At 71.8% G+C, this 12,170-nt stretch carries 19 protein-coding genes, 1 tRNA gene and 1 pseudogene; 6 read left to right on the top strand and 15 right to left on the bottom strand.

Annotated features, from left to right (window positions below; genetic code table 11):
• Nucleotides 1-36 precede the first annotated feature (36 nt).
• From VGO20_RS01240 to VGO20_RS01230, 3 genes are all read left to right on the top strand, one after another.
• A tRNA-Thr gene (locus tag VGO20_RS01240) sits at nt 37-112 on the top strand.
• Nucleotides 113-303: 191 nt separating this feature from the next.
• Complete coding sequence (locus VGO20_RS01235; RefSeq protein ID WP_327500458.1) at nt 304-441, top strand: hypothetical protein; 138 nt, start codon at nt 304-306, stop codon at nt 439-441.
• 61 nt (nt 442-502) lie between these two features.
• The gene (locus tag VGO20_RS01230; protein WP_327500457.1) at nt 503-862 is read left to right on the top strand and encodes a helix-turn-helix domain-containing protein; all 360 of its coding nucleotides are present in this window, start codon (nt 503-505) and stop codon (nt 860-862) included.
• Nucleotides 863-890: 28 nt separating this feature from the next.
• Here the strand turns inward: VGO20_RS01230 and VGO20_RS28580 are convergent, their stop codons facing one another.
• From VGO20_RS28580 to VGO20_RS01200, 7 genes are all read right to left on the bottom strand, one after another.
• On the bottom strand, nt 891-1,151 hold the full coding sequence (locus VGO20_RS28580) for a type II toxin-antitoxin system prevent-host-death family antitoxin (protein WP_414639761.1): 261 nt from the start codon (nt 1,149-1,151) through the stop codon (nt 891-893).
• Nucleotides 1,152-1,262: 111 nt separating this feature from the next.
• Complete coding sequence (locus VGO20_RS01225) at nt 1,263-1,778, bottom strand: RES family NAD+ phosphorylase (protein ID WP_327500456.1); 516 nt, start codon at nt 1,776-1,778, stop codon at nt 1,263-1,265.
• Nucleotides 1,775-2,134: an antitoxin Xre/MbcA/ParS toxin-binding domain-containing protein gene (locus VGO20_RS01220; RefSeq protein WP_327500455.1), complete on the bottom strand. Its 360-nt coding sequence runs from the start codon at nt 2,132-2,134 to the stop codon at nt 1,775-1,777. Before VGO20_RS01220 ends, VGO20_RS01225 begins: the two co-directional genes overlap by 4 nt.
• Before the next feature lie 101 nt (nt 2,135-2,235).
• Complete coding sequence (locus tag VGO20_RS01215) at nt 2,236-2,691, bottom strand: helix-turn-helix domain-containing protein (RefSeq protein WP_327500454.1); 456 nt, start codon at nt 2,689-2,691, stop codon at nt 2,236-2,238.
• A gap of 323 nt (nt 2,692-3,014) precedes the next feature.
• Complete coding sequence (locus VGO20_RS01210) at nt 3,015-3,431, bottom strand: hypothetical protein (RefSeq protein ID WP_327500453.1); 417 nt, start codon at nt 3,429-3,431, stop codon at nt 3,015-3,017.
• Entirely contained in the window at nt 3,367-4,167 is an 801-nt protein-coding gene (locus VGO20_RS01205) for a helix-turn-helix domain-containing protein (protein WP_327500452.1), read from the bottom strand. Before VGO20_RS01205 ends, VGO20_RS01210 begins: the two co-directional genes overlap by 65 nt.
• A gap of 201 nt (nt 4,168-4,368) precedes the next feature.
• A complete protein-coding gene (locus VGO20_RS01200) occupies nt 4,369-4,779 on the bottom strand; it encodes a hypothetical protein (protein WP_327500451.1) in 411 nt (136 codons plus the stop codon).
• 86 nt (nt 4,780-4,865) lie between these two features.
• On the opposite strand from VGO20_RS01200, the gene VGO20_RS01195 reads away from it, so the two are divergent.
• The gene (locus VGO20_RS01195) at nt 4,866-5,243 is read left to right on the top strand and encodes a helix-turn-helix domain-containing protein (protein ID WP_327500450.1); all 378 of its coding nucleotides are present in this window, start codon (nt 4,866-4,868) and stop codon (nt 5,241-5,243) included.
• Between the two features lie 109 nt (nt 5,244-5,352).
• On the opposite strand, the gene VGO20_RS01190 is transcribed toward VGO20_RS01195, so the two are convergent.
• The 3 genes from VGO20_RS01190 to VGO20_RS01180 form a co-directional block, all read right to left on the bottom strand.
• Nucleotides 5,353-6,618, bottom strand: a complete 1,266-nt coding sequence (locus VGO20_RS01190) for a type II toxin-antitoxin system HipA family toxin (protein ID WP_327500449.1) — start codon at nt 6,616-6,618, stop codon at nt 5,353-5,355.
• Nucleotides 6,611-6,871: a helix-turn-helix domain-containing protein gene (locus VGO20_RS01185; RefSeq protein WP_327500448.1), complete on the bottom strand. Its 261-nt coding sequence runs from the start codon at nt 6,869-6,871 to the stop codon at nt 6,611-6,613. The genes VGO20_RS01190 and VGO20_RS01185 overlap by 8 nt, the downstream gene beginning before the upstream one ends.
• A gap of 217 nt (nt 6,872-7,088) precedes the next feature.
• Nucleotides 7,089-7,448, bottom strand: coding sequence for a helix-turn-helix domain-containing protein (locus tag VGO20_RS01180; protein ID WP_327500447.1), 360 nt, complete (start codon nt 7,446-7,448; stop codon nt 7,089-7,091).
• A gap of 198 nt (nt 7,449-7,646) precedes the next feature.
• Here VGO20_RS01180 and VGO20_RS01175 point away from each other — a divergent pair, with 198 nt between their 5' ends.
• A complete protein-coding gene (locus VGO20_RS01175) occupies nt 7,647-8,015 on the top strand; it encodes a hypothetical protein (protein WP_327500446.1) in 369 nt (122 codons plus the stop codon).
• Here the strand turns inward: VGO20_RS01175 and VGO20_RS01170 are convergent.
• Complete coding sequence (locus tag VGO20_RS01170; RefSeq protein ID WP_327500445.1) at nt 7,921-8,487, bottom strand: LysR family substrate-binding domain-containing protein; 567 nt, start codon at nt 8,485-8,487, stop codon at nt 7,921-7,923. The genes VGO20_RS01175 and VGO20_RS01170 overlap by 95 nt on opposite strands.
• 331 nt (nt 8,488-8,818) lie before the next feature.
• Here VGO20_RS01170 and VGO20_RS01165 point away from each other — a divergent pair, with 331 nt between their 5' ends.
• Nucleotides 8,819-9,871 (top strand): serine hydrolase domain-containing protein, encoded by a 1,053-nt coding sequence (locus tag VGO20_RS01165; RefSeq protein ID WP_327500444.1) that lies wholly within the window; start codon nt 8,819-8,821, stop codon nt 9,869-9,871.
• Between the two features lie 245 nt (nt 9,872-10,116).
• Here the strand turns inward: VGO20_RS01165 and VGO20_RS01160 are convergent, their stop codons facing one another.
• The 4 genes and pseudogenes from VGO20_RS01160 to VGO20_RS01150 form a co-directional block, all read right to left on the bottom strand.
• Nucleotides 10,117-10,347, bottom strand: a complete 231-nt coding sequence (locus tag VGO20_RS01160; RefSeq protein WP_327500443.1) for a helix-turn-helix transcriptional regulator — start codon at nt 10,345-10,347, stop codon at nt 10,117-10,119.
• Between the two features lie 129 nt (nt 10,348-10,476).
• On the bottom strand, nt 10,477-11,103 hold the full coding sequence (locus VGO20_RS01155; protein ID WP_327500442.1) for a DUF2285 domain-containing protein: 627 nt from the start codon (nt 11,101-11,103) through the stop codon (nt 10,477-10,479).
• Between the two features lie 13 nt (nt 11,104-11,116).
• Nucleotides 11,117-11,236, bottom strand: a pseudogene (locus VGO20_RS28575) (transcriptional regulator domain-containing protein); the annotation flags it as partial.
• A gap of 404 nt (nt 11,237-11,640) precedes the next feature.
• Nucleotides 11,641-11,790: a hypothetical protein gene (locus VGO20_RS01150; RefSeq protein ID WP_327500441.1), complete on the bottom strand. Its 150-nt coding sequence runs from the start codon at nt 11,788-11,790 to the stop codon at nt 11,641-11,643.
• Nucleotides 11,791-12,170: the final 380 nt, after the last annotated feature.

Here is a 12,170-nt window from a genome sequence, read left to right as displayed (position 1 = left end):
GGCCCGCGCCCACGCGCTAGTCTGCCCGTGACCGGCGCCGGGTTAGCTCAGCTGGTAGAGCAACCGCCTTGTAAGCGGTAGGTCGTCGGTTCGAGTCCGACACCCGGCACCAGTCTTTTCAAGCACTTGGGCACCACCGCCCCATCCTCGCCGCGAGCGTGTAAGCACTATGTAAGCAGCGGGGGCAAGTCCGCCAAGCGGGCAACCGAGGTCGGACCCGGCTCGGGATCAGGCGCGGCCGCGCGGGATTTCCATCCACATGGAGCGCAGCCGTCTCGACCTGCAGCGCTGGACACGATCGAGTTGCTGGTCGACGGGCTCGACGTCCGCAACGCCGCCGCGCTGGCCTGGCTCGTCTCGACGGCGGCGCGGGCGACCGGCGAGCGGCGCGGGCAGTGGGAACGGCTGCACGAGATCGCGTCCCCCGCAGGCGGGCGCTGACAGGCGGTCCCGGGCGGGCTATCGTCCCCGCCCGGTGCGATCGCCTAATCGGAGCGGGACCATGCAGGACCTCGGCGCGCGCCTGACCCGGCGGCACGACCAGCTCGGCCTCAACGGCGCCGATACCGCGCGCCGGGTCGGCATGAAGTACCAGACCTTCAAGAAGCTGCTGGCCGGCCGGGCCAAGGGCCTGCCCCGGCCCGAGTTGCTGCTGCGCCTGTGCGAGGCGCTCGCCCTCACCCCGGCGCAGGCTCTCGGGCACGCTCCCGTGCCCGGCCTCGACGACGCGGCGGCTGTACCACGGCGGGCGCTGCTGCTAGCCCGCCTGGGGGCGGCGCTGAGGCGCGCCGGCCCGCAGGAGTTCGCCGCCGCCCGCCGCATGCTGGAGGCGCTCTATGCCGGCGATCGGCCGGCCGGGTGAGCCGGCGAATGCGCGCGCCGGTTCCTGCCTAGAACTCGACCTCGCGTGCGGTCTCCGCCGACCGCGTGCCTTCGAGCGCGACAGCGGCCCTCGCCAGGGACCTCCGGGAACCGGAGCAGCAGGTCGACGCAGTCCTCCGCCCGGCTATAAGGCGGCGGTAGTCTTCCGCGGACAGGACGACCGCCGCCTCCCTGCTCCGTAGGGTGACGACCTGCGGCCCCTCCTCAGCCGCTCGCCTCACCAGCTCGCCGAACCCGACCCTCGCGTGCCGAAGCCGCCAACGCGCCATCACGGTCCTCATCCGCTCAGGAAGACTGGCCGTGTAGTGAAGTGCCGAACCGCGGGGAGCAACCGCATGCCCACGCGCCGTGCCGGCTGAAAGACCCGGCCGGCGAGGATGTCAGGCGGACGGCCAGGACGCCTGGTTCATCGGCAGGTCGCCGAGCGGGTCGAGCGCGGCCACCCGGCGGTCCGGAGCGTCGTTCCAGGACCAGAGCACCAGGTTGATGCCTTGGGGATCGCGCACCGAGGGGGCGCGCAGGCCGGCGAAGCCCTGCCCGACCAGCCGTTCGGCGAGGTCCCATGTCGGCGGGCGCGCCTTCTCGACCAGCAGGATATGCTTCCAGGGGCAGGCGAGCACCGCGGCAGCGACGCCAAGAGCCTCGCGCGCGGCCGGGTCGCACAGGTCGGCGACGGGGCCGACGTCGACGTCGTAGGCGCACAGCATGCCGGGGCGGATGCCCAGGTCCTGCTCGTACTCCGCGATCGCGGTGACGAACGCCTCCGACATGTAGAGCGCCGGGCGGCCGCGCTCGTTGAAGCGCCCGCCATGGCGCGCGGCTCCCTCGCCGCTCAGCGGCCGGTGTGCCCAGCGCGGGGCGAGCATCCGCCAGAAACGGCCGGCAGCCCGGATCACGCGTAGACGCCGTCGCGCAACATCTCCAGATGTGCCAGCACCGCCTCGGCGTGCCCGGCGGCGACCAGCTCCTCTGCGGTGCGACCGTCGAAGCCGGCGAGCGGCTGGTGGCGGAACCAGACCACCGCCCGCCCGGCGTCGCCGGTCAATTCGCCGGCGGCCGCGACGATGCGGGCGACCACGCCCAGGCGCTCCTGGACCACCGGCGAGTCCGGCTGGCGGGCGAGCGTGTTGCGGTGGACATGCGCCAGCTCTGCCAGGCGCGCCATTGGCACGTGCAGGGCCTCGCTGACCCGCTCCGGGGAGATCGTACCGCGCTCGCGATCCGTCACCCTGTCCAGAAAGGGGTTCAGCATGGCTCATCTCCGCTGCATGACATGAGCGGAATATGCACATTCTCTGCACTGCATTCAAGGCCGAGCCCGTCCCAGTGGGCGCCCACGATGCTGGGGAGCCTCTACGCCGGCGACCGGTCGGCGGATCGGGTCCGGCGGGTGCCGCGCGCCCCTGCCTCGCCCTTCCTTCTTTCACGCGGCGCCGGGCGCTTCGGCACGCCCTCCAGGGCGGCGGCATGCCGGTTCAGCGTGTCGAGCAGATCGACCGCGAGCGCGAGCTGCGCCTCGTCGAGCCGGTCCAGGTTTGCCAGCAGGGCACGGACCTCGGCCTCGTGCGCCGGCGGTGCCAGCGCCTCGCCATCACCCGGCGCCGGCGTCAGGCCGAGCAGCTCGAGCGGCTGCAGGCCGACCACCTCGCACAGGCGCAGGAACGAGGCGGCCGGCGGCAGGGTCGTCGCCTTGCCAGAAGCGAGTTTCTTCAGCGTCTGGCGGTGCAGGCCGGTGCGGCGCTCCAGCTCGGCCATCGAGAGGCGCAAATGATCCAGCCGGGCGGTCAGGCGGCGCGCGAGAATGTCCATGGAGGCATTTCGCCGATTGCGGGCATTCGGCTCCACGATGTAATTGGAGAATCCGAAGTTTCCCAAAGCACCAATGCCGGCCGCGAACGGCCGGTGCGGGGAGTCTGTCTGTCTTATATATGATTCATCTGGTGCTGTTCGTGTCACCAGCCGGACGGGGCCCGTTCGCCCTACGCGCTGGATGTCGCGGCGAAAGCGCGCCCGGGGAACGGGGCCGTGACCGGCGCGACAGGCCGGCGGCACGCGAACGCCCCCGCTCCGGGACCTCGAAGAATCCGGGCCGGGGCGGGCGGAACGGGAACGTGGCGCGGGAGACGGCCGGCTCAGGACCGGCGGCGGCGGTGCTCGAGCTTGCGGGCCAAGGCTTCGAGCGCGTGCAGGTCGGCCCGGCGCTCGGCGAGGTCGTCGGCTATGCCGGCCAGGAAGTCCGACACCCTTGGCCGGCGCGACAGCGCATAGGTGGTCCAGACGTGGCGGAACGCCTGCTCGAACAGGTCGGCCGGCCAGGCGCTCATCTCGGCGACGTCGAGATCGAGGTCGCCGGGCGCCGGCGGCTCCATGTCGAAGCGGCGGTAGAGGCGCGCGAGCGCGTGGGCGACCGCCGCCGGATCGCCGGGGGCGAGGCTGGCGCGGACCTGGGCGAGTGCCGCCGGCAGAGTAGCGGCGATCTCGCGGTCAAACGGGATGAGCGGCGCGGGCTCGGCGCTCCATGAAGCGGCGAATGCACGCGTCCGCCGCACGCTCGTTGCGCTCGGCGAGCTCGTCGCGCCAGCTGCGGCGCGGCCGGCCGGACGGGGATCGGGGCTGGGCATGGGGCAGGCCTCGCTTGCGGTCGAGCAGCCAGGCGCGCCAGGCGGCGGCATGATCGTGGTAGCGGTAGCCGTTGGCGCGGCAGGCGGCGATGAAGAACTCGGTGAACATCAGCGGGTCGATGTCGGGCCGGCGCTCGCGCGCCCAGGCGACGTCGGTGGTGCTCGGCAGCCAGGCCGGGTCGACCACCCGCGCTCCGGCCCGGCGCTCCTGCCCGAGCCCCCCGCTGCCTTTGCGCGCCCGCTCAGGCTCGGCTTCCGCTTCAGCCTCATCATCCCGGGTGCGCTCGGGCTCGGATACGTCCACGACCGCTTCGCCCCAGGCCCGCTCGGCGCCGCTCGAGGCGGCCGGCTGTGCGCGCGCACCATCGAGGCGCGGGCGCCGGACGAGGCGGTAGAGGCAGGTGCGCATGGCGCCGTTCGCGGCGATGCGCCGGGTGCGCTCGAGAGCGCCAGCCGCCTCCAGGCGGTTGATGACCTTGATGACCCAGGTGCGCGAGCGCCTGAGGCTTCGGGCGAGTGCCGCCTGGCTCGGCCAGCACAGGCCCTGCGGGTCGGCATGGACGGCGAGCGCCGCCAGCACCGCGATCTCGTCGGCGCCGAGTGCGGGATCGGCGAACCAGGCGGCGGGAACGATGCCGAAGCGCTCGCAGCGGGTTGCGGTCATGGGCTGGCTCTCCCTGTCGGGCGGTTGCGTCCTTCCGCCCTACCCGAGCGCTTCGACCCGGTCAAAGCACCGCCAGTTGCCGGATCACGCCCCGGCTCGCGCCGGTGTCCAGGGGCGCAACCGACCGCTACCGGTCGTCCTCGGGCGTACCCGCCCCAGTTCGGCGCAGGCGGAGTACCCTCATCGCGCCTCCCGGGCCGGTCAGCGCCAGGGAGGCCAGTGCGCCTGGTCATCCCAGATGCCGCGGCCGAATACGCCGGCGACGCCTTCGATCTGGCGGTAGGCCGGCGAAGCGGCCGGCGTGGTGCGCGCGAGCCCGTAGGCCAGCAGCGCCTCGGCGATGTCGATGCCGTCGGCCTCACACCGCGCCTCCGGCTCGGGCCGGCCGACGCCCGCCACCGGCGTGCAGGCGACGGTGCGCTCCCAGGTCAGCAGGCCGAGCGCCGGACAGGCCTCCAGCGGCCAGCCCGGCTCTATCGCCGCCAGCCGGTAGCGCCCGCCGGCGACGTCCACCGTCACCGGCCCGGCAGTGCCGGCCGGCGGCCGCGGGCCGACGGCGCCGATATGGAGCGCCGCCAGCACGACCAGCAGAACGAGGCGCAACGGGCGCATGGTCGGTGCAAGTCCACCAAAACAGAATACTTGTCTTTATCCCATTTTATCATGGCGCGGAAGACGGGGAGCGGCACAGTGGACCCATGAAGGACTTTGCCCAGCGCCTCGCGCGCCGCCACGCCCAGCTCGGCCTCGTCGGCAAGGCCACGGCCGAGCGGGCCGGCGTCACGTATCAGAGGTTCACCAAGCTGCTGAACGGCGAGATCAAGAGCCTGCCCGATCCCGACGAGCTGGTGCGGCTGTGCAAGGCGCTGGCGCTGACGCCGCACCAGGCCCTCGGCCTCGACCCGATCCCGGGCCTGGACGACGGCATCGAGCTCCCCGAGCGCGCCGTGCTGCAGGCGCGCATCCGGGCGGCGTTGAGCGCGATGGACGAGCCCCGGTTCGATCAGGCCCGGCGCCTGCTCGACGGGTTGGACCGGCAGGGACCGGAGAAGCCGGCCAACCCGGAATCGGCTTGAACGGTCACCTGCCGCGACTGCCGTCAGGTCGGATTCCTGTCCGCTGGGGCAGGCACTCCCGGCTCCATGGACGGTCCGTGCCGCCGAGCGCCCTGGAAGGCCCGAGGGCTCACCTGGCCGGGGAAACGTGCCTGGCCGCGACGCCGAGCGAGGTTCGGATCCCTTCCTGCCAGACGGTCGCCATCCGGTCGGCGATCTCGGTGAACTCCGGATGCTCGGCGGCATGGACCGCCATCTCGGCCAGGCTTTCGGACATGGCGTCGGCGACGCGTTCGCGGACCGCCGCCGCCTCGGCCGGCGCCAAGGCGCAGCGCGTCGTTCCGAGCTGGTCGAGATGCCGTGCCTCGGGCCACAGCGGCTTGGCGTTCAAGGTCAGCGCCATCCGATCCTCGGGCAGGTAGACGGTCGTCGTCACGATGTCGTAGACGGGCGACAGGCGCGGCGTCGCGCGCACGTCGTCATAAACGACGGCGAAGTTCTTGAGATGCGCGTCGCCGTTGCGGACCGCGCAATTGAGGACGAACAGCGTGAACAGGCGCCCGGCATCCCGGCGCCAGGCTTCGATGTCCCCGACCATGTAGTCCTTCAGCCTGCGGAACACGGTCTTCTCGTAGCCGCCATGGTACTTGCGCGAGGTCGACAGGCCGTTGAGGACGCAGAAATCCTCCATGCCGCGGTAGGTGCCGTCCGCACGGAGGTCGAACCGGTCGAGCACCAGGGCCGTGCCGTCCTCGGCCAGCCGGAAGCGCGGCACGTCCAGCCCGCAGCGCTCGGCCGCCCGCAGGCAGAAGAACTCGTTGGCCGCCAACTGGGGATAGTCGGCGGGATTCCAAAACTTCACGATGTGCGTGGCGCCACGGAAACTCGTGGAAAATCGCCCCCTGCTCTCCTCGAGGATCGCCGAATCGGCCTCGTCGCGGATGAGGATCTTGGGCTGGACGCCGCTGACGCCGGAATGGGCGGCGAACCGCTCCAGAAGGTACGAGAACAGGCTGCCGTCCCGGCGCCGGGCCAGGATCTCGTCCACCGACTGGAACGGGACATCCTCGTCGAGGTTGCCGTCCCGGGCGGTGTAGCGAAGACGCCCCAATTGCGAGCGGCCGGTCACGGCGAGGAGGTCGAGATCGTCGAAATGGCCGGTCGCCTTGGCAAAGGCCAGGCGCAGGCGCTCGCGCAGCGCGCCTTCGGGCAGGTTCATCTCGAAGATCGGATGAAGCCCGAACGCCTGCTCGTATGACGCGAGCCGTTTCGGCATGCTGAGCGAGACCGCCCTCGCCTCGTCCGCCGCCATCTCGTAGGCGAAGACCGATCCAGGGCCCCTGTCGCTGCGGTCGAGATAGCCGGCGGCCATATCCTCGGACCAGACCTTAAGCATGGGGTCCCTGCTCCTCCTTCAGTTCGTCAAAGGTCGGCCGGCCGCGATTGGCGCTCACCAGTCTCAGCTCGAGGCCCAGGGCTGCCAGGATATGCGCGACCTTGTTGAACCCGAGTTCGGCCATCTTCCCTCCCTCCAGGGCCGCGAGGGTCGACCGGCCGACTCCGGCACGCCGGGCCAGCTCAGGCTGCGTCATGCCGAGTTCCCGCCGCCGCACCGCGATCCGTTCGCCGAGGAGTTCCAGGTCCAACATCGACGATGTCCCACACACCAGATGCCAAGCACGAATACGCACATCACGTCCAATATATGAGATGTCGCGGACAGGGCATCAAGTCCGGTATATCAGATGTTGCCGCCATTTCGATGTCTGTCGACCAGCATATCAGATGGAGTGCCAACGGATTGTCGGGATCCGGTGGCTCACCACCGAGCCGACGCCAGGACCGTTTCCCGGCTTCCCGTCGTGCCTAGCGCCTGAACGTCTCCCGGTGCTGGTGGAGCAGGTCGAGCAGTTCGGCAGCGAAACGCAGCCGCCCCTCGTCGAGCCCGTCGACCGCGGCCAAGACGGCGTCCACAGCCTGGTCGCGCAGATCCGATCGGCCGGAGACATCGCGCGGCAGCGGCTCGAAGCCGAGCAGCTGGGCCGGCGTGACCTGGAGAGCCCGGCACAGCGCCAGGAAGCGGGCCGGCTGCTGCAGGCTGGCCGATCCGCCCTCCGCGAGCTTCTTCAGCGTCGATTCATGGAAGCCCGTCAGATCCGAGAGCTTGGCCCTGGACATCTTCAGGTGATCGAGACGCGCGCGCAGGCGCCGGGCGAAGACCGTCATGCCCGCATCAGGGCACGCCGCCCCACCTCGATCCACGACAAATTCCTCCATTTCCCATTCTCCGCTCCCATAGCTTAGCCAACGAAGCGTCTGTGACAAGCGGCGCCGACCGGGCATGCCGCCGCGCCAGGGCTTGCATGTCGTTGCGCATTTATGGATATTTCAGTTTATGCTATCCAGTACAGGCCGGAGCCGGACATGGACGAGGAGCAGGATCCGGACGACGCTCCCGAGCCGGCCGGCGAGATCCGGTTGCCCTTCGTGAAGACCCTCGCCAAGCCGAACGATGATGGCTCGCGGCGCGACTTCTGGGCGGTGGAGCCGAGCAACGACTATGGGCACGACTGCCTGGTCGGGTCCTATTACGGCCGGCCCGCGGTCGCGGAGATGCGCCGGCTCGGCACCGGCTGGCTGCTCCAGGACATCGTGCTGGCCATGCTCCGCCACAACGACCGGCGCCACCGGCCGCTGATCATCGGCTTCTGCTCGGAGATCGAACGGGCGCTGGTGGCCCCGCCGCCGGCGCGGCCCGCCCCTGTCCCCGGTGGTGGCGGCGGACATGGCTGAGAAAGCGGCGCAGCACCGGATTGGCGTCGTCCGGGCGCCACGCGAGCGAGACCGGCACCACGGCATCCGGCTCGGCGATGGGCACGAACACAACGCCCGGCCAGGGCAGCCCCGCGGCGGCCTCGGGCACGACCGCGACGCCGTAGCCGGCGGCGACCAGGCCGAGCAGCCCGTCGCGGCCGACCCGGTGCTCGACCGCCGGCGGCCGGCGGCCGGCACAGCGGCGCTCCAGCAGTGCCTGCACGGGGCGGGTCACCTCCCAACTGCGCAGCACCAGCGGCTCGGCGTCGAGGTCGGCCCAGCCGAGGCCGTTGCGCCTTTCCAGCGGATGGCCTGCCGGCAGGGCCGCGACCAGCTGCCCGGCCCACAGGTCCAGCCAGCCGAAACGCTCCGGCCCGGCGCTGCCGGGAATCGACGACGCGACGCTCTGCGCGCTCCTCCTTTGCCTGGAAGGCGGCTCGGTCTTTGCCATGCAGCTTGCCGGCGTGCTGGGCACGCGGCTGGGCAGCAAGCCTGTCATCACCGTCGGCGGCATCGCTCTCGTCGCCCTTCTGCCCACTCTGGCGATGGCCCAAACGACGCTCCAACTCGCGATGGCCCCGCTGTGCTTCGAGCGACAGGCCTACAGGTTGCCTTCTGGATGCTCGCAGGCGTCCTGTGTCCGATACCGGCCCCTGTCCAACCTGGTCGCTGCCGCACACCGGCTCCGGAGGGCGAACTCATGAGAACGACCACCCCGGACGTCGGCCGGACGGCAGGCCCGAGCGCTTGGAACCCGGGCATGCCGACCCACCTTTCCTGGCATGACGAATCGCAAGCACACGGCGGTCACCCGCCGCGCCCTGATCCGGGCCTGTCTGGGGGCCCCGGCACTGCTCCTGACTGCTGCGGCAGGCCGGTCGGCGGCGGCGCCGGCGGCGGCCCCGCAGCTGCGCCGCCGGGTCGCCGCGCGGGCCGCCGGTCTCGACCAGTTGCACAGCGTGATCGTCGGGCGCCGCGGGCGGGTACTGCTGGCGGAAGCCTTCCGCGGCCCGCCGCTCGACCGGTCGGTCAACGTCAAGTCCGTGTCGAAGACGCTGGTCGCGACCCTGGCCGGCATCGCCATCGACCGCGGCTTGATCTCCGGCGTCGGGGCGACGCTGGGCGACACCGCGCCCGAATTGATCCCCTCCCGGGCCGACCCCCGGGTGGCCGGCATCACCATCGCGCAGCTCCTGACCATGCAGGCCGGGCTGGAGCGCACCTCCGGCCCCAACTACGGGCGCTGGGTGCAGAGCCCGAACTGGGTGGCGTTCGCGCTCAGCCGGCCGTTCGAGGCCGAGCCGGGCGCGGGGATGCTCTATTCGACCGGGAGCTACCACGTCCTCGGGGCCGTGCTGTCGCGGCGCGCCGGGCGTTCCCTGCTGGACCTGGCCCGCGCCTGGCTGGGCGATCCGCTCGACGTCGCCGTGCCGGGGTGGACGCGGGACCCGCAGGGCTTCTACATGGGCGGCAACAACATGGCCCTGTCCCCCCTGGCCCTGTTCAGGTTCGCGGAGATGTGGCGCAACGGCGGCGTATGGGCGGACGCCCGCGTCCTCGGCGCCGACTGGATCGCGCAGTCCTGGACGCCGCGGACCCGCTCGCCTTTCTCCGGCGACGCCTACGGCTACGGCTGGTTCCTGACCGAACTCGACGGGCACCGGGTCGTCTATGCCAGGGGCTATGGCGGGCAGATGCTGTATGTCGTGCCGGCGCTCAACCTCACCGTCGTCGTGACGTCCGATCCCACGCGGCCGGCCCGTTCCGGCGGGTATGTCGGCGAGTTGAACGCCCTGCTGGCGGAGGACATCATCCCGGCCGCCCAAGGCGGCTGATCGCGCCGCCGCCAGGTGCCGCCGCCCGGGGATGCGACCGGCCGTGGTCACCCGTTCCGCCCCTGCCCCGTCGGCCGGCCTCTGCCGCACCCGGCCGGCCGCGCTCGGCGGGACGGCGGACCCGACGTCGCCAGGGACGGCGTCCCTGCACCATCGAGGCGCCTCCGCCGTGCTCCAGGCACTGAGCGGGACGGCGCGACCGGCGCACATCCCTGGAACGGCCGGTCACATGTGCGGACCGGGGATCACGCCGGGCGGCGCGGTGCCGGCTCGGAGGTCGAGCGGCGGCGGCCCTCCTCGGCCCAGCGATCCAGGTCCTCGGGCGCGTAGACGACGCGCCGGCCGAGCTTGCGGTAGGCGGGGCCGCCGCCGGTGACGCGGAACTTCTCGAGCGTGCGGTGCGACAGGTTGAGCCAGCGCGCGGCGTCCCAGGTGTCCAGGAAGCGGCGCGGCTCGGGGCGCGGCTCGGCGGTCATGGTCGCTCTCCTCGGTGGCTGGAAGGGGCCCGAAGGTCCCGGGCGGATGCAGGGCAGCTTGGGCGAAGACGCGGCCCAGAGGGGATGGCGGAATCGGCCCCCCGGATTCCACTATCCCCCGTGCGCGCCTCATCGCAAGGAGGAGAGGAGCAGGCGCCGGTAGCCGCCCGCCATCAGCGCGCGGCCGGTCGCGACCAGACCGACGGCGGCATCGCGCAGGTGGCTGGTCCGCCAGTAGCCGGCCTCGCGCAGACGGGCCTCGCCGAACAGGACGAGGGCGATCTCGCGGTAGCTGGCGCCGGCCATCCGGCCGTCGAGCGCCTGCAGGGCGCGGGCGAGGCGCTGCACGCGCGGCGGCGGCCGCGCCGGCCGGCGCGGCTCCGCCCGGCCGCAAAGATGCCGCCACAGGCACAGCGCGGCCTCGGCGCGCGCCGGGGCATGCGGGTCGAGGCCGATCATGACGGCGAGCGGCGTACCCGGGGCGGGCTCGGCGGCCAGCCACAGCCGGTGCTCGGCCCCGCCGGCAGACAGGATCAGCAGCAGCCCGTCGTCGTCGGCGAAACGGTCGAGGCGGCCGGGCCACTGGCCGGGATCGTAGCGCAGGCAGGCGGCGTCCCCGCCGCCGGCCGGGTGCAGCCGGACGACGTCGGGCAGCACCTCGGGCCGCCAGAACACGGGCCGGGCACACGCCGGGTGGGCGGGATCGTGCAGGAAAGGGCAGGCCCCAGCGACGGGCCTGTACGCAAGGTCCGGCATTCACGCCCGCCCGGGCCGCCTCGTCGCGGTAGGCGGGATTGCGGCGCAGGAACTCCCACGCCCAGCCGGCCTTGGTCAGGCGCAACAGAGCGTCGTAGCGCTCGCGCGGATGCCAGTCGGGCGGACCGGGCATGCTCTCGTCCCTGCGGCGAAGAGGCGGCGGGCTGCCGTACGCGCAGAGGATTGCTGCAGATGCGAAGGTCCGGTAGGCGTCTGCGGGGCATGAGCCCATGCCGGCGCGGCATGGCCGCCGCGGAACGGGCGGGCGGGCGGGCGATGCAAGGACGCCCCGCCTCGATCGGGATTCCGCCATCGCGTCTCGTTTGTCGCGGCCTGAGCCGGACTGGCCACAAGAGATCCAGGAATACGACACCTGGGAAGGACGATGGCCGCGCTTTCGGAATGGCCCCCTGACACCCGGCCTGCCCCGTCGGTACGAACGTCGCGGAGGTCTTCGCACTGGCCTACCGACGCGCATCGGTGAGGGTGAGAGCCGAATTGGTCGCGATCGTGCGCCGGCCCTTCCCGGTGCAGCGGCTAGAGAGCGTCCGCCGGGAGACGGTACCGGCGAACGTGAAGGCCGTCGTCCTCCAGGGTGATCTCGAGAACCTGGTTGACGAGATCACCGTCGGCAGCGAGTTCTTCCAACGCCTGCTCGAGCAGCTCGATCTGCGTGTCGAGGTCCATGCCCGTCGGGGGCGTTCAGGCAGATCAGACCGGCATGGATCGCCGCATGCGCATACTGGCCCTTGCTGCCGGGAGCACTCGCGGGCCCACGGAAGTCGACAGCGTTTCTCGTGACGAAGGTCCAATCGTGTCGACTATGAGCGGCTTCAGGTCCCAATCCTTCCAGCCGCTGCACCCCAGCCAGACGACGTGGGAGGACTCCCCGTATCCTGCGGCATGGGCCCTCAGGGCGAGTGCGAGGCTCAGGCACTCGTCGATCAGGAACTTCATCCGGCCTTCCTGCGGCGTGCGACCCGGCGATCCGCCACGATGACGGCGCCTTCGGGAAGCTCGCCGACGGACCGGGGCCGGCCGCGCAGCGGGTTGGCCTCCGCATAGAT

This window comes from Arenibaculum sp., from assembly GCF_035998295.1.
Classification (GTDB): domain Bacteria; phylum Pseudomonadota; class Alphaproteobacteria; order Azospirillales; family Azospirillaceae; genus DASYHS01.
Note: the sequence above shows the minus strand (reverse complement) of the source record. Positions and strands in the feature narration are given on the sequence as shown.

Excerpts from the sequence above, each read along its gene's own strand:
- VGO20_RS01230 (WP_327500457.1), top strand. The coding sequence starts at position 503 with ATGCAGGACCTCGGCGCGCGCCTGACCCGGCGGCACGACCAGCTCGGC.
- VGO20_RS28580 (WP_414639761.1), bottom strand. The coding sequence starts at position 1,151 with ATGGCGCGTTGGCGGCTTCGGCACGCGAGGGTCGGGTTCGGCGAGCTG.
- VGO20_RS01220 (WP_327500455.1), bottom strand. The coding sequence starts at position 2,134 with ATGCTGAACCCCTTTCTGGACAGGGTGACGGATCGCGAGCGCGGTACG.
- VGO20_RS01215 (WP_327500454.1), bottom strand. The coding sequence starts at position 2,691 with ATGGACATTCTCGCGCGCCGCCTGACCGCCCGGCTGGATCATTTGCGC.
- VGO20_RS01205 (WP_327500452.1), bottom strand. The coding sequence starts at position 4,167 with ATGACCGCAACCCGCTGCGAGCGCTTCGGCATCGTTCCCGCCGCCTGG.
- VGO20_RS01200 (WP_327500451.1), bottom strand. The coding sequence starts at position 4,779 with ATGCGCCCGTTGCGCCTCGTTCTGCTGGTCGTGCTGGCGGCGCTCCAT.
- VGO20_RS01195 (WP_327500450.1), top strand. The coding sequence starts at position 4,866 with ATGAAGGACTTTGCCCAGCGCCTCGCGCGCCGCCACGCCCAGCTCGGC.
- VGO20_RS01190 (WP_327500449.1), bottom strand. The coding sequence starts at position 6,618 with ATGCTTAAGGTCTGGTCCGAGGATATGGCCGCCGGCTATCTCGACCGC.
- VGO20_RS01185 (WP_327500448.1), bottom strand. The coding sequence starts at position 6,871 with ATGTTGGACCTGGAACTCCTCGGCGAACGGATCGCGGTGCGGCGGCGG.
- VGO20_RS01180 (WP_327500447.1), bottom strand. The coding sequence starts at position 7,448 with ATGACGGTCTTCGCCCGGCGCCTGCGCGCGCGTCTCGATCACCTGAAG.
- VGO20_RS01175 (WP_327500446.1), top strand. The coding sequence starts at position 7,647 with ATGGACGAGGAGCAGGATCCGGACGACGCTCCCGAGCCGGCCGGCGAG.
- VGO20_RS01170 (WP_327500445.1), bottom strand. The coding sequence starts at position 8,487 with ATGGCAAAGACCGAGCCGCCTTCCAGGCAAAGGAGGAGCGCGCAGAGC.
- VGO20_RS01165 (WP_327500444.1), top strand. The coding sequence starts at position 8,819 with ATGACGAATCGCAAGCACACGGCGGTCACCCGCCGCGCCCTGATCCGG.
- VGO20_RS01160 (WP_327500443.1), bottom strand. The coding sequence starts at position 10,347 with ATGACCGCCGAGCCGCGCCCCGAGCCGCGCCGCTTCCTGGACACCTGG.
- VGO20_RS01155 (WP_327500442.1), bottom strand. The coding sequence starts at position 11,103 with ATGCCGGACCTTGCGTACAGGCCCGTCGCTGGGGCCTGCCCTTTCCTG.
- VGO20_RS01150 (WP_327500441.1), bottom strand. The coding sequence starts at position 11,790 with ATGGACCTCGACACGCAGATCGAGCTGCTCGAGCAGGCGTTGGAAGAA.